Raw genomic sequence first — 14,752 nt, forward strand, 5'->3', positions numbered from 1 at the left:
GGTGCGGGACAATAAGGACAGCTGCAACATCGCGCGGTTACCTCAGTTCTCTCTGACCGGACCATGCCGGTGATATTAGCCACACCTAAGTAGCTACTAGATAAGGCTAACCTTAGTCCGCCTAAGCTTTTCACACAAGCTCCGATTAGTTGTGATTATCGGCACCGGGCAGGGACGCAAAAAGCCCGCTCCCCGAGCTGGGGAGCGGGCGAATGCCTCAGTACAGCTAGTCTTCAGGCAGCGTGAAACCGGCACCTACGCCACCGCGGCGGTTCATATCCGCCAAGACCGCATCCATATTGGTGGCAGCAGTCGGGTTATGAACCGGCCCCTGCAATGGGGTACGGCACGGGAAATTCACCGGCAGGAATCCACCGGAAATGGAACCAATGAGGCGGCCATTGACGAGCAACGGCGCACCAGAATCACCCATCATGGCGCAGACTTGGTTTACCTGAATCTTCTTTGCCTGCTGATAGGTAATACCGCAGGTCTTGCCGGTGGCAACGCCCTGCTTGCACACCTGCTGGCCCGGTTTGACGCCACCGCCTAGTTCATTGACAGTTACGCCATTGTAGGAACGGGACACCTTAGCCTTGGAGCCGAACTCAATGACGGCGTAGTCCAAGTCCTCGTTCTTAGACACCACGGTGCCCGTCGGGCCGATTTGCTCCGAATCAGCGGAGGTAACTGAATCGCCCACATTGCCGCAGTGGCCAGCGGTCAGCCCCACCTTGCGGCCACCATTATCGTTGCCTGCCGCGGTCAGAGTACACATCGTCTTGTCATTGACGTAGAGCGGGGTGCCTGGACCATAGAGGGAGTCACCCTGATTCATGGCTGCAACAGACTCTTCTGGAATGCGTGGGGCATCAAACATGGAACCCGGCACACGGTGCAGGACGTAATCAGCCTGTGGCTTTCCGGCGGCTACCTTGGAAAATCCATCGTTTTTCCACTTATAGTTCGGATTGGTTCCCTTCGGTTTAAACTCCGGCTGGGTAGCCTGCTCCGCTAGACCGATGGGATTCGGATTAGTCATCGGCTCCGCGTACTGTCCTTGCTGCAGGTTCTGCTGCACGGCTTGCTGCGCGTTGCGCACAGAGGAATCCACGGCATCGGTAACATTCTTATCCACCTGCGGGGTCTGGATGCCGACCCCCGCTAGGTTATCGCGGACCTGGTTAATAATCCCTGCGGAGTCGAAATCCGGTTGGGGCAATTCCTGGGCGCCTGCGGCCGGGGAACCCAGGAAAAACGCACCAGCGAAAGCCGAGCCCACTAGGACTTTCTTGAGGTGCGGAATGCGAAGCATCAAGGTACCTACTTTCAGTTGTCAACATCGTGCAAACTCGATAGTGGCACGAAAAAATTGTGGAAACAGCAAACTCTTGTGACTGTGTCCAAGCCGTTATATTTCTTCCAGACTTCGGGGGTGATCACCCCTCCCCTATCATGGAGAACATGCCCACACCGCTGTCCTATTCTGATGTCTCCGACTTTCCACAGCTGCATATGTCGCGGGTTATCGATGCTGACTTTGACGCCGCCGCACACCGACTTTTCCGCTGGTCAGTACAACGCAGCGGCCTTTTCCGTGTCCGCCCGACCCATGAGGTTGTGGAGCTCGGCGCGGAGGTCACCCTCGGCTTGGGTCCATGGGATTTTCACTGCCGCGTAGTCGATGTCTTCCATGAGGATGGCCGCTGCGGATTCACCTATGGCACCCTCCCTGGACACCTCGAGCGCGGCGAAGAGACCTTCACCCTAGAGCGTCTGCGCGATGGTCGCACGGTATTGCTTATCGACGCCGCCTCAGAGCCCTTCCTACCCTTCCTGCGCCCCCTTGTGGACGTGCCGAGGCGCCTGCTTATCAGCAGGCTATATCTCCACGCGCTGGACTAAGCGGCAACGATAGCCGCATTCATCTCGCCTTTAAGCTGTCCGTTCTACCTTTTTGTGGTGCTCACCAGGAATTGAACATCAGGTCATGCTGGGAGCGGCAGCAGCTTAGGACAGCCGTGGGTTCGTTGACAAGCAGCACCTGTGGATCCTCTACTAAGGGTGCAACCTCTTCTCCCCCATCACGTTAAGAGAACTTTTTCCTCTACGGTATCCACAAAAGATCGGATGATTGCCGAGTATATTTCGATCAAATAAAGCCGCCTCCCTGTAAGGAGACGGCCCTTTAATCCGAAGAAAACGTGGATCTAATTCTTGCGTTTATCTTCGATGGATTCGCGTGCGTCACGAACAGCGCCCTTGACGCGATCGAAGAATCCGCCCTTCTTCGTGGTCTCTTCTTGGTACTCGTGAGCCTTATCTTCCACAAAGCCCTTAGCACGCTGGAAGGCATCACCTACGGCGCTACCTGCCTCCGATGCCTTACCCTTCAGCTGGTCCAAACGCTCATTGCCAGCCTCGCCGGTGACGTCATCTGCTTCGTCTCGGTCATCGCCAGACATCTCTGGATCTACATCCAGATCATTGACAGAGGTTGGGGTCTCGCCCGAGGCTTCCAGATCAATGTTTGGCTGCTGTGGGGCAGAACCAATGTGTTCTTCCTTTGCCTCACCTACGATGTGCTGGCTCGGTGCATAGTCCGCGTTGTTCTCATCCAGCGCTTCCTGCAGGTCCGGCTGCTGTGGGGCAGAACCAATGTGCTCTTCCTTTGCCTCACCTACGATGTGCTGGCTCGGTGCATAGTCCGCGTTGTTCTCATCCAGCGCTTCCTGCAGGTCCGGCTGCTCTGCGGCCTTGCCAACATGTTCTTCCTCCGCACCAGCGACAACGTGGTTCTGCGGCTCATACTTGCTTGCGGTGGGCTCATCTCCGTCCGCAGATGGCTTACCGACCGGCTTGGACAGGCCGGCAGCACCTGCGGCGCCCGCAGCAGCTGCACCAGCAGCGACACCCGTAGCCGCCCCGGAGGACTTGTCAGACTTAGCAGCTGAAGACACAGAATCCTCAGAAGCTAAGTACTTGTATTCGTTACGGTCCAAGTCGACCTCGTGGCCTAGTTCGTTCGCCATTGCTACTTACTCCTTTTAATAGATTTATCTTCTTCCTTCTAGGGTTCCAGAAAGTTCAGGAGCGTGCACGGAAATGGGGATAGGAAAGCGTCTACCGGTGGATGGATCAGTCATCTCTAAACACTCAACTTGGAAGGTTTCGCGTACGAGTTCAGCGGTCATCACCTCCTCGGTAGGCCCTTCGGCCACAATGCGCCCCTCACGCATGGCTACGATTCGATCGGCGTAACGCGCAGCATGGACCATATCGTGAACCACCATGACCACTGTGGTCCCGGCACCATTGAGGTCTCGGATGAGCTCCAAGATGGACAGTTGGTGCGCAGGGTCGAGGTAAGTAGTCGGCTCGTCAAGCAAGGTAATTGGTGTTTCTTGGGCCAAGGTCATGGCGAGGAAAACACGCTGGCGTTGACCGCCGGAAAGGTCTGCAGCAGGGACGTCGAGAAGCTCGCTCACCCCAGCACGCGAGGCAGCACGCTCAACCGCTGCATGATCTCCGGCCCGCATCGTCGCTAGCGCCCCTGTATAGGGATAGCGGCCGTAGCCGATAACGTCGCGCACTAGTACCCCTTCCGGAGCCGCAGGGTGTTGTGGCAGAAAAGAAACTTCACGGGCAAAGGCACGCGAGGAATACTCACTAATTTTTTGGTCCGCGAGGTACACCGCGCCTGCGCTGGGCGTAAGTTGGCGCCCCAATGTTTTGAGAAGCGTCGATTTGCCGCAGCCATTCGGCCCGATCAGAGCCGTTACTTGACCGCTAGATAAGCGGAGATTTACATCTTTGACCACATCGGGACCACCGTAACCCACGGTCAATCCGCTACATGTCAATGTCATGTCTAGCCTCCATTTCGCACTCGGGTTAGCCCAGTCAATAGGAAAATGAAATAGGGTGCGCCAATCAGCGCGATGAGCGCGCCAACGGGGATTTCCGTGGGGGCGAAGGCCCAGCGACCGAACGTATCGCATACAGTCACGAGGGTCGCGCCGCCTAGGGCCGCCACGGGCATTTGCCGGCGCAGGTTCGAACCAACCATCAAGCGGGCAGCATGTGGGACGATGAGCCCGGCGAAGCCCAAGACCCCAGCCGCGGCGACTCCCGCTGCGCCGAGGATAACGGCCAAAGCTATTGCTATGAGGCGCCACATCTTGGCGTTCACTCCAATGCCGGCCATGGTGGAACCATCCAGTGCGAGCATATCCAGGTGTTTTGCCACCACCATCGCGGCGGTTAGGGCGAGAAGGATAAAGGGGGCGACAATAGTGGCGTCGCCAAGCGAGCGGGCGTAAAGCGAACCTTTCAGCCATGTCATGGCCGCTCCTGCCTCTGGCGCGGCGCGCACCAGGAGCAATTCGGTGATGGCACCCAGCCCAAAAGATACCGCCACCCCGGTAAGGGGCAGGCGCACCGGATCGCTTGCCCCGCGTCCGGCGAGAAGGAGAACCAACCCAGTTCCAGCCAACGCGCCGATAAAGGCGATAAAGGTCAGCAGGTGGGCCGGCAGGGCGCCTGCTCCCATAAGTACCGCAACGGCCGCGAGCCCACCGCCGGAGGTAATACCCACCGTATCTGGTGCGGCCAAGGGATTGCGTAGCGCGGATTGCAATATACAGCCAGAAACAGCCATGGCACTGCCCGCGCAAATACCCACCAAGATCCGCGGTGCGCGGTACTTCCATATGAGCGGATCTCCGGTAAAGAAGCCAGTGGTCACCTCGCCCGGCGATTTCATCACCGCACCGACGCCCATGCCGATAACTGCGCTCAATATCAACGCCAGGATGAGTCCTACTAGAACCCCTACAATTCTCTTATGCCGCATGTCTCCTCCTCCCTAGCGCATGGACGGACCACAGCACTAAGGGCATGCCAGCCAAAGAAGTCACGATGCCCACTGGGGTCTCGGCTGGCGCCCAGATTGCCTGCCCAACCGAGTCGGCCACCAGAAGCACCGCTGCTCCTACAATTCCAGCCACACATAGCCCCATGCGATGGTGCGGGCCGCACACCCGCCACGCTACGGTCGCGGCCATCAGCCCCAAAAATCCAATCGGCCCGGTTGCGGCTACCGAAGGAGCAACGAGCACTACCGCCGCCACAATGGCAGCCAACCGAATGCGCTCCGGCTTCGCCCCCACAGCACCAGCCACGGCATCGCCAGCTACGAGCAAGTCCAGCGTTTTCGCACCGATTAAGGTCAAGGGAACCACGACCAGCACAGCGATCAGCGCGGGCATAGTATCGCTTAGGCGTGCACCGGCAAGCCGGCCAGAAAGCCACGACATCACCGTCGCCAGTTGAGCTTCATCCACCACCAGGAAAATGGAGGTCAAGGCGCTACACAGTGCGGAAACGGCAACGCCAACGAGTACCATGCGCTGGATCGCACCGCTCTTGCCGACGCCCACCGTCACCCCCACAGCAATCCCCGCACCCAGCAGCGCACCGGGCAGCTGGTCAACGCTCGAGGTTTCGCTTCCTAAAAACATTGCGGTTGCGACTGCACCGAGTGCCGCACCGGAGTTCACACCAGTGATGGACGGATCGGCGAGCGGATTCGCGGTTGCCGTGCGCAGCAATAACCCACCTACACCTAGTGCAATACCGACCACCGTGGTAGCAAGGAGACGGTCAAAAGCCACGCTATGCAGCTCTTCTTCTAACCACGGGGTATCAACTGGCACCTGAACATGGCGGAGCCGCCACCACCACACAAAGGCAGCGGCAGCGGTTGCAAGGACCAAGCAGACGCTGGCTTTAGTTCGAGGTGCCACTACTTTTCAGCGGCGATAATGTCATCGAGCATATGCTCGGCAGATAATGGCCCGCGGGCGCGCGACCAGATATCTTGGTCTACCTCTACGATGTCACCGCTGCCCTTGGCATAGGGCGTCTTTTTAAACGCTTCGACGTCCTTGTACATAAAGACTCGGTCAGCCTTCATTCCAGGGAGCTTATCACCGGTCAGTTCCGCTACATCAGTCTTAGATTCGATAGAAGACTTCTCGCCTTCGAAGGCATAGTCATAGCCCACTTTACTCAGTAGCGACTGAGAGAAAGAGGGGTTGACCCAGGTATAGAGCATCTCGCTGGACCAGCCAGCCACGACAGCACGACTACCCGGCTTTACCGTGTCCTTGGTCTGAGCAATCTTGTCCTCGATGCGCTGACGGACATCTTTAGCCTTTTCCTCTTTGCCGAGTTTGGCCGCGATCTCATCCATCGAGTCCAGCACGTCCGAGTAAGTTTCATCTGGGTAGGATTCCGTCTGCGCAATCTCTTCCAGTTGCGGCATGATATCAGCTTGACGGGTAGGGCTAGCCAAAATCAGATCTGGTTCCAAAGACTGGATAACTTCTAGGTTCGGCTGCTTGGCTTGGCCCACGGAGGTCGCCTGACCTAACTGTCCCTTCAACGTAGTTGGTGCCTCCGACTTGCCGATTTCCACGATTCCCACTGGGTCCACATCGAGGGCCTTGAGAATTTCCTCATAGCGCCAATCGAGCGCCACAACTCGCTCGATTTTCCTATCTTCACCCGGTCCCTGAGAAGAATCAGAAGAACACGCAACAAGGCCTGCGCCTAGGGCTAGGGTGGCTACAAGTGCGATAACTGCACGCACATTCATGAAGTCTCTCTTTTGCATAGGCTTACCTTAGCTTTATAAGGGTTTACTGTCTAGAGCCTGATTGCTTCCCTCTCCATGACGGACCATGCAGCCACAGGATGAGTTCCATGAGGGATAGCGGTGAGGAGCGGAAACCGAAATCCGCTCTAGCCACGATCATCTACAGCCTCTGCGAACGAACTCCAAACTGCGGTCTTTGGTGTTCATCTTTCGAATGCTCTAGCCCTTGAGCACAGCGCGGGAAACGATGACGGGGGGCGTCGCTGAAAGGATCGTCCCAGATTTCTACATCGATACCGTAGGCTGCGGCTAAAATATCCTTCCGCAGTGCTTCCTTGGGAGTCCCCCGGGCTATGACCTCGCCGTTGTTCATAACCGCCCTGGTGTCGGAGTACTGACCAGCCAACATGTGGTCGTGCAGCACAACAACGACTGTCTTACCAGCGCGGGCTTGCTTGCGAACGAGCTCCAAAACACTAATCGCGTGGGCGGGATCAAGGAAGGTCGTAGGCTCGTCGAGCAGCGGCACCGGCGCGCCCTGAGCCAGAGCCAGTGCAAGCCGTGCCCATTGCCGCTGGCCGCCGAAGAAAACGAAAATGGCCCTCATCGGCGAATGGGGAGCAGTTCATCAATCTAGAGGGGCTAACTGTCATTGGCCTTACAACGGTTCCATATCTATAGGCTATGCGAAGTTTCCATAGCCAGAAATGGTGCTCACCCATAAGAACGCTGATACGACGAAAGCCGCGGCGAATGTGAAGGCAAAAGCACGCCATGATCGGTCGCTAAGCCGATCCTTTTTCAACATGTAGACAGATATGGCTAATACACCCAACACCACCAATGAAGGTAGAGGTAGCCCATAGAAGACGAAAGGTATTGGAAGCCATGTGGACAGGAGCACTCCGCCATAAAGGGTTGCGACGCCCAAGACAATTCCAAAAAGTATTCCCGGAATGATCGTTCTTTCTTTCACAACAAATTCCTTACCAATCAGTTTATCTTAATCAGGCCACCGTTTTTAGCCTGCGCATGACATTCATGGGCCTGACCCCGGAAATTAGACACGTCGGGGGGTCAGGCCCCAGTTTTCTATCTCCAAAGTAAACAGACCCAAACCGCTTTTGAGTGGCAGCTAGATGATCGGTGATTGTGAATTGTCTAGCCAGGCCACGATGTGGTTTTCGGCTTGTCTCGCGGACGGTAGTTTGTCGAGGCGGCGGTCTCCGTTATGGTTCGTGAGAAGAAGCGGGAAGTAGTTTCCCTTGGCATTAAACTTGACCTGGAGGGTCTCGCCGTGCGAATTCTGGTACGTAACGAAGCTAGCGGACGGAGCCTCCGACAAGTGAGTCAGCCACTTGGGTACGGCTTTGGCAGAGGCGTAACGTTGCTCGCCCAATACGGTAGACGAGGTGGAGATGTCAGTGGTTTCGTCGCCTTCCAAGATCGGAATGCCCAAATGCGGGACCGAAATGGCGATGCCCTGGTGGAGGCCGAGCGCTGAAAGTTTTCGGGCGTCGCTCGAGAGATTTTCCGTGGGGATGTCGATTTTGGCTTGGCCGGGAGCTGGTGGTTCAACCTGCGCCAACTGCGCAATTGCGTCGAGTGCCACCATAGACTGAGGTGTATCTTCGAGGGCGGTGATGGCCAAGTTAAGAGACTCGCGCTGCGACGTACTCGCCGTGTACAACTCGAGCGAGTCGGACTGATTCACTGAATCCAGCAGGATGCCGAGTATTTCGCCTTGGTAGGCGTAGATGGCCTCATCGATGGCGGTGGTGTCATGAATATTGCTCAGCAGGTGGTGGAGGTGCTCAGCGGCATCCGAGTCCATGGATTGGTCGTAAACTTTCGCATACAGTCGTCCGATGAGCAGCAGTGCGGAATCGCTATGCATAGTCTTTCGCTCCGTAAAAGTCGAAGGGGTACGGGTGGCTGATCTTCCCGGCGAGGGGGTTTCGATCCTGTAGAGCGGAAAGCCATCCGGTGATGGCGCTGAGCACTTCGGCAGGCAGGCGCACTTCTTCCCCTTCTGCTGCAGCGAACCTGTAGCTGAGGGCGCCGGGTTTGTCAGCGTTTCCGTCAAGTCGCTCGGCCAGCTCGAATATTGTCAGCGCAGTGATATCTGCAACGAATCTGATTGCGTCATCAGATGACAGGGGCCCTGTTTCCTGGATTCGCGTGTGAAGCTGTTCCATGGTTGGCGTGACGATGTCTTCGAGGTCCGATTGAAATTGCGTCAGCTGTTCGTTGGTGGGCTGCGTTAACACTCTTATAACACTCCAGGGTTCCACGGGATATTTGTAGGTTGAGACAAGCCTTGTTGCTTGAGCTTCTCGATACCATAATCGGTTAGTGCTTCCGCTTCAGATTGGCTGAATCCGACCGAGGTGTGCGCCTCTACCTCGATGGCTCTCACTTCGTTCCGAGTATAGGTATCGACGTCAGGACCGAAATTCTTGGCAAAATCATCATATCCGCGTCGTTGTGCTGCAGTGATCTCTTTGTGAAGCGCAGATCCGGTTGCGGGATTGCGCGGTGCAGGATTTTGAGACTAGTGCACCAAATGGCGATTTCAGCATAAAACGAAAGAGACCCCTACCAGCGTTTCCACTGGTAGGGGCCCGGAAGTTGGTAGCGGGGGCAGGATTCGAACCTACGACCTCTGGGTTCTCACCCTCAAGTTCGAGCCACCTGCAGTTATTACCCTTTTACCTGCTGATTAGAGAGGTATAAGCATACTGGGCCTTACTGCGCCTTACCGCGGATTACCGACTCTTAAGTCCCGTTTTGAGTCCCACTTTCTTCACCGAGATTCAAGGCTCCCCGCATAGCGTCGACATCAGTCCAATCCGTGTAGTTGCGCGCGTTCACGTCGACGTCATGCCCGAAGTAGGCTGCACGCACCTGGGCGGGCACCCCTCGCGCGATGGCCCGGTTATTGAGCACCGTGCGCCAGTCATGGGATCTCATTAAAGCGATGTGGTCGTCCTGGACCTGCGCGCCGACATCTTTAAACAGAGTCGCTGACGCTTTCACGGCGTTGTCGGTGCGCCAGTGCGCCTGCTTGTCTCCTGGCGAAGGGATCAGTGGGTCGGCCGTTCCTAGTCCGTCGAGCCGGTTTAACCAAAACTTTTCGACACGCTTGTCCAGGAACGGGATAGAACGGCCTCTGTGCGTTTTGGATTGCTCAGATGTAATGCTGATAGCGATCTGCCCATTAGCGACTTTTACAGAATGCCTCGTCACTGCCAGTGCCTCGGAGATGCGAAGTCCCGTCCCCGCTTGCAGTAGTGCCAGCGCGACCACGTTGTCATGTTTTGCGATGGAGCTTGCTCGTCTGTCCGTGCCCGGTGGTAACGGTCTGGCGGTATCGCGTGCAATGAGATGGTCTACAACGGCGTCGTATTGGGCGTTCGTCAGGGCGTGACCACCTTGTGGTTTATTGCCCTTCTTGACCTCGCCGAGGTCGATGCTGATTCCGCGTAACGGGTTGTGGTCGATAACACCCTCGCGGATGAGCTGATCCAGAATGTACTTGCTCACGACGGTGCGGGCCTGCCGTGCAGATTCCGACCCGTTTGCGGTGGCGATGGCCTGCAATGCGTGTTCGAGAGTTCGGAATTTCACAGCTTCGCCAATGGCGTGTTTTCCTAGCTGTGCTTCGGCCTGCTTTAATGCGAGCTCATACCGGGCGCGCGTGTTCGGTCGCAGACGTGCCGCCCGGATGGCCGGCTTAGAGACGTCGGTAATGAACGCCGAGAAGTTCTTGCTCTTATCCCAATTGGTCGACGTCGAGTTGAGCTTGCTATCCCGCTTCTCGACGGCAATTCGCCGGAATTCCCCCTTTGTCCTTGCCCGGATTGTCGGGCGGTAAGTCGTTCCGTCCCATAGTCGGACCGTGATTTTCGCTTCGTATGGACCTCGCGGCGGTAAAGCATCAACGACGCGGTCGATGGAATCTTCCCCAAGGCTTAGTTTCGTTCTGGCGGCACGTATTTGCTTGGACATACACACCACTATAGACCCACTTTTGCAATAGGTTCGAATTTGTTATCATTGCTGGTATGGATCCTTCAGAACGTCTTCCAATTTGGTCTACCGATGACGTCGCGCGCAGACGCCAGGAAGTGTTGTGCACGTTGGTTGACGATAATCACCCGCTTTATGTTGACGCTCGCGAATTGTTCACTCCCCCACTTTCCCGCGAGGAGGTCACACAGCTCTTGCTTACCGCCCTTGAAACCTACTGTGAAATCCGCGCGGTAGCTCGTGAACTAAGGTATCTGGACCCCATTGTGAAAAATGATACGAAAGGTCGTCAGAAGCGACACCCGCGTCTGCACGCTGTCCGCAAACACCTCCAGGCACGACTCGAGTTTCTGGAGAACGAAGCTGATCGAACGTTGCCGTTCACCTTTTATCGGCCTAACGCAGGACGACGCTTCGCCGCAGGTGAAGGACTGACGATGGATCTTATCGACCCTGTACCGGACAGTGTCGTGGCTACGATGTTTCCGCCGGTCTTTGATTTTCCCTCACAAGTAGGCTAAAATATAACCAGCCGTACCTGCGACGGTTGGCCACCGAGGCACCGGGTACAATAAGAACCCAAGGTTTGCAACTCGGATATGCAGGCCCCCAAAGCGGATAACCGCTAGGCCGGGGCCCTTTCAGCATGTCTGGAGCAAACCTTGAAAGGTGTTTCTAATTTAAAACTGGTCGATCATGCCGAGCCTATTGCGGTTAAAAGTTCGGTAGCGGCATCCCTGATCGGAATTGCCCCTCAAACTCTCAACAACTGGCGTGTTCAGGGCAAAGGGCCCAGATACGCCAGCGTGGGTACCAACCTCGTCGTCTACAGAATCGCTGATATTGAGGCGTGGCTAGATGAGCATGTTGTCGGTGGTGAGAAGCCATGACGACAGCGAACGAGGCGTGGAGCATAGAGATCTCCCCCAAGGACGCGCCCGACACGGTGCGTCATGAGCATGAACTCATCGAGCTTGACGTGAATGGCACCGAGTGGCAATCACGCCTCGTCGACACTGCCGTCGACGTTCCTGGGCGTTCTGACCCGTCGTACTTCACCGTTTTGGTACGTCGTGAACCTCGATCTGTGGCTAAGGTCTCGGAGACCTTGGCCACGATTTCAGGCAGTTCTACGGACGTTCCTGCTGGTCAAGACCCTAAAGTCGTTTCAGGCCAAAATCCCCTAGGGGAGAGGCAGAATGGCCGGACCGGAGAGTCCGGCCATCGTGACTCCGGCCACCGTGACTCCGCAGCAGCAGCAGCGGTGGAAGCCGCTGCGGTTGCAGGGGTTGATGCCGGTGTCGATGTTAAGAGTTTCGGCCAGCTACCAACTGTGAGGTCGATGGGTAGTGGCGGTCGCCGGGCTCAAGTGATCGGGTTTGATACTGAGTTCACCTACCGCGAAGATGACCCCGCTAAGCGCGTCATCGATAGCTATCAGTTCGCCTGTACTGATGCTCTCGATGATGGTGTTCTCGTACAGGTGGTTGTGTTGCCTCTGGCGGGTGATCGCATCTACCTTGAGGATGCTCTCTACATCGTCAGTCTTGCAGGCGGTCTGCATGTCCTGTCACCCTCTCGGGAGCCTATCGATCCTCGTGGCGTGCTCGTCCGCGATGTAAGGAAACTCAACCCTCGGGGAAAATTTGACTACTCCGCCACGCGAGATGCGGCGTTCAAGGCTCGCATTGCCGTCGTCCTGGCGTGTCATTTCGGCAACGCCGATCTGACCGCTTTTCGGCGCCCTCCCGAGCAGCGCAATGGTGGGGAAAAACATTATGACATCCTCCGCCGCGTGACCTCTGCTTCGGGGGGCTTAGTTTCGCTGCAACCTGCCCGCTTCATGCGCAAGTCTGGCAAAGGCTCCAACAGCTATCGCTGGTTGCCGTTCTCTGTGACCGTTCGTGACACGATGTGTCAGGCTGCACCCGGTCATAAGAGTCTCGCTGCTCTTGGCGATGTTTGCGGTGTTCCTAAGCTTGATGTTGGTTCCTCAATCGAGAATATGACCTCAATGCGTCGTGACGATCTGACGTCGTTCCTCGAATATGGGGTGAATGACGCGGTCATCGTTGTTGAGTATCTGGCGATGCTGTGGGGTCTCAACATCGTTCCGCCTGTCACCCTTTCGGGTGCGGGTGCCAGTGCTGTCCGCGACGGAATCATGCGCTACATGGGCGACAAGGTGGTGAAGGACTTCCTCATCAACTTTCGCGGTCTCGTGCGGTTGACGGACCCTGAACCGTTTTTAGACCATGACCAACTTTCGTATTACACCACACGAGAGTTGGTACCCGTGGACGGCGATGCCAATCAATCCCACACTGCGTGGAAAATGGCGTTTCACGGAGGCTGGAACAGTTGTCTGTCTCCTGGTCACCACCCTTACCCGACCTTCGATCACGATATCCAATCTGCGTACCCATCTGCGATGGCATCGGTGATTGATGTGGATTATGTGGGCGGTTGTATCGAGGAGGTTGTGAAGGACCGGGTACTTACACTGGACGACTTTCCGTTAGGTCCCATCACCCCGTTAGTTGCCTATGTGAGTTGGAATTTCCCGGATGATGTTGTTGCGCCTTGCTTGCCGGTGGTCGTCGGTGACTGCGTGTTATATCCACGAACGTCTGACGGTGCTGGAGCCGCGCAAGGTGACGATGTTGGGGGGTATGACGGGTTTCATGGTGCTTGGTGCGCTGGACCTGAGTTGTACCTTGCGTTGAAGCTGGGGGCGACGGTGCGTGTTCAGATTGGCTACCGCATGAGGTTGCGCATGCAGTCTGATAGTACTCCGTCCCGATCACTGCGCTTCGCCCTCCGACAGATGGTTGAAGACCGTGCGACTGCGAAGAAGATCTTCGGCAAGGGGTCGCTGGAAGAGCAGACCGTCAAGGTTGCGACAAACTCGGTCTACGGGAAGCTGGCCCAGGACGTCTCCGAGCGTAACGGGTGGGGTGCATGGGCTGAGGAGATGGAGTCTATTGGTGGGTCGTCCGTAACCTCTCCCTATCACGCGTCGATGACAACGTCGCTTGTTCGCGCTCTTCTTCTGGCGATGGCCAATACGATTCCGATTCTGTCTGTCACGACTGACGGCTTCATCACGCCTGTTGAAGAGATTGAGCACTTTGATTGCTTTGGCATCGCGAATGTGTTCCGTGCCGCTCGTCGTGCGTTGGTAGGTGATCCGACGGTCTGGGAGATCAAGCACTACCAGGACGATCTAGTGAATTTCTCGACGCGTGGCAATGTGTCCTTGCTGGAACACGGTGTGCTCGCTAAGGCTGGGTTGAAAGTTCCTGAGGAGGTTGAACGTGGGACCGTCGCGGAGCGTCGCTGGTTTCGCGATACCGCTCTTTCACGCCGGGGAAAGATACCTAACCCCTACACGTCTTTCCCAACATTTCGGGAGTTGTCGCGGTCCGTAAACCGGTTGGACTTCCACCCGGTGGATCGCACGCCTGAGGTCTCAACGGTGGACTTTGACCTAAAACGGCAGCCTCTACGTGGCACGCTCCGGGTTGATGTGATTGACGGCAACGAAATGGCGGGGTTCGACACTTGCGCGTGGGACTCAGTCGACGACTATAAGCATGCACGTGGGATCGCTGGTCACATGCAGTTGGTTCGGTATGGGACCACAGGTGTTGACCGTCCTACTGGGTGTCTGCGCACGGGTCATGATTGGGAGACCTGGTTTAAGCGTTTTGAGTCTGCTCGGGGTCGTCGTATCCGTACGGCTGACAGTGCCCTACTCACCGAACTCGTTGCCGCGCATAAGGCTGGTCTTGTCGTCGTTGACCGTTTGGCTGTTCGCGTTTCCGTGGCTCAGAAGGTGGGTTGGTTGTCCTCTTTGGGGATGGGTGAATTCACCCGGGCGCAGTGGGATCACATGAGCAAGAAGGTTCGGCGTTCGACGGTGCTACGCGATGCCGATATGGATGCTGTTCGTGCCTTTGCCGATGAGCTGAATCGCGGTGATGGCTATGTCTAGCACCCCTCCCCCTGGTCGGTTTGGTATGAAGCTTTCTCGCGGCCCTCCTATAGGCACTTTTA

Annotated in this window: 14 protein-coding genes; 3 read left to right on the forward strand and 11 right to left on the reverse strand. The window is 56.5% G+C overall.

Translation table 11 applies throughout. The features are described 5' to 3' along the window. Positions 1–226 precede the first annotated feature (226 nt). Positions 227–1,315, reverse strand: a complete 1,089-nt coding sequence (locus tag I6I12_RS09370; protein WP_023020822.1) for a S1 family peptidase — start codon at positions 1,313–1,315, stop codon at positions 227–229. A 149-nt stretch (positions 1,316–1,464) separates the two neighbouring features. On the opposite strand from I6I12_RS09370, the gene I6I12_RS09375 reads away from it, so the two are divergent. After that, the gene (locus tag I6I12_RS09375; protein ID WP_023020821.1) at positions 1,465–1,905 is read left to right on the forward strand and encodes a DUF1990 domain-containing protein; all 441 of its coding nucleotides are present in this window, start codon (positions 1,465–1,467) and stop codon (positions 1,903–1,905) included. 305 nt (positions 1,906–2,210) lie between these two features. Here I6I12_RS09375 and I6I12_RS09380 read toward each other — a convergent pair whose 3' ends face one another. The 10 genes from I6I12_RS09380 to I6I12_RS12015 all read right to left on the reverse strand — a co-directional run bounded on the left by I6I12_RS09380 (position 2,211) and on the right by I6I12_RS12015 (position 10,672). Beyond that, a complete protein-coding gene (locus I6I12_RS09380) occupies positions 2,211–3,032 on the reverse strand; it encodes a kinesin (RefSeq protein WP_200288006.1) in 822 nt (273 codons plus the stop codon). A gap of 24 nt (positions 3,033–3,056) precedes the next feature. Next, complete coding sequence (locus I6I12_RS09385) at positions 3,057–3,869, reverse strand: ABC transporter ATP-binding protein (RefSeq protein ID WP_200288008.1); 813 nt, start codon at positions 3,867–3,869, stop codon at positions 3,057–3,059. 2 nt (positions 3,870–3,871) lie between these two features. Next, positions 3,872–4,855 carry a FecCD family ABC transporter permease gene (locus tag I6I12_RS09390; RefSeq protein WP_200288010.1) on the reverse strand — a complete coding sequence of 328 codons (984 nt, stop codon included), beginning with the start codon at positions 4,853–4,855 and terminating at the stop codon, positions 3,872–3,874. Beyond that, a complete protein-coding gene (locus I6I12_RS09395) occupies positions 4,845–5,777 on the reverse strand; it encodes a FecCD family ABC transporter permease (protein ID WP_200288012.1) in 933 nt (310 codons plus the stop codon). The genes I6I12_RS09390 and I6I12_RS09395 overlap by 11 nt, the downstream gene beginning before the upstream one ends. Positions 5,778–5,806: 29 nt before the next feature. Continuing rightward, the gene (locus tag I6I12_RS09400; protein WP_023020815.1) at positions 5,807–6,679 is read right to left on the reverse strand and encodes an ABC transporter substrate-binding protein; all 873 of its coding nucleotides are present in this window, start codon (positions 6,677–6,679) and stop codon (positions 5,807–5,809) included. Positions 6,680–6,821: 142 nt separating this feature from the next. Next, a complete protein-coding gene (locus I6I12_RS09405) occupies positions 6,822–7,268 on the reverse strand; it encodes an ATP-binding cassette domain-containing protein (RefSeq protein WP_023020814.1) in 447 nt (148 codons plus the stop codon). A gap of 75 nt (positions 7,269–7,343) precedes the next feature. Continuing rightward, complete coding sequence (locus I6I12_RS09410; RefSeq protein WP_023020813.1) at positions 7,344–7,637, reverse strand: hypothetical protein; 294 nt, start codon at positions 7,635–7,637, stop codon at positions 7,344–7,346. A gap of 159 nt (positions 7,638–7,796) precedes the next feature. Then, on the reverse strand, positions 7,797–8,558 hold the full coding sequence (locus I6I12_RS09415; protein WP_023020812.1) for a hypothetical protein: 762 nt from the start codon (positions 8,556–8,558) through the stop codon (positions 7,797–7,799). Continuing rightward, a complete protein-coding gene (locus tag I6I12_RS09420) occupies positions 8,551–8,931 on the reverse strand; it encodes a hypothetical protein (RefSeq protein WP_200288014.1) in 381 nt (126 codons plus the stop codon). The genes I6I12_RS09415 and I6I12_RS09420 overlap by 8 nt, the downstream gene beginning before the upstream one ends. Positions 8,932–9,439: 508 nt before the next feature. Then, on the reverse strand, positions 9,440–10,672 hold the full coding sequence (locus I6I12_RS12015) for a tyrosine-type recombinase/integrase (RefSeq protein WP_234288115.1): 1,233 nt from the start codon (positions 10,670–10,672) through the stop codon (positions 9,440–9,442). Positions 10,673–10,728: 56 nt separating this feature from the next. Here I6I12_RS12015 and I6I12_RS09430 point away from each other — a divergent pair, with 56 nt between their 5' ends. Both I6I12_RS09430 and I6I12_RS12020 read left to right on the forward strand, forming a co-directional pair. Continuing rightward, positions 10,729–11,214, forward strand: coding sequence for a hypothetical protein (locus I6I12_RS09430; protein WP_141759381.1), 486 nt, complete (start codon positions 10,729–10,731; stop codon positions 11,212–11,214). Between the two features lie 365 nt (positions 11,215–11,579). Next, a complete protein-coding gene (locus I6I12_RS12020; RefSeq protein ID WP_005322334.1) occupies positions 11,580–14,690 on the forward strand; it encodes a hypothetical protein in 3,111 nt (1,036 codons plus the stop codon). Positions 14,691–14,752 lie beyond the last annotated feature (62 nt).

The organism is Corynebacterium kefirresidentii, assembly GCF_016599755.1.
GTDB lineage: Bacteria > Actinomycetota > Actinomycetes > Mycobacteriales > Mycobacteriaceae > Corynebacterium > Corynebacterium kefirresidentii.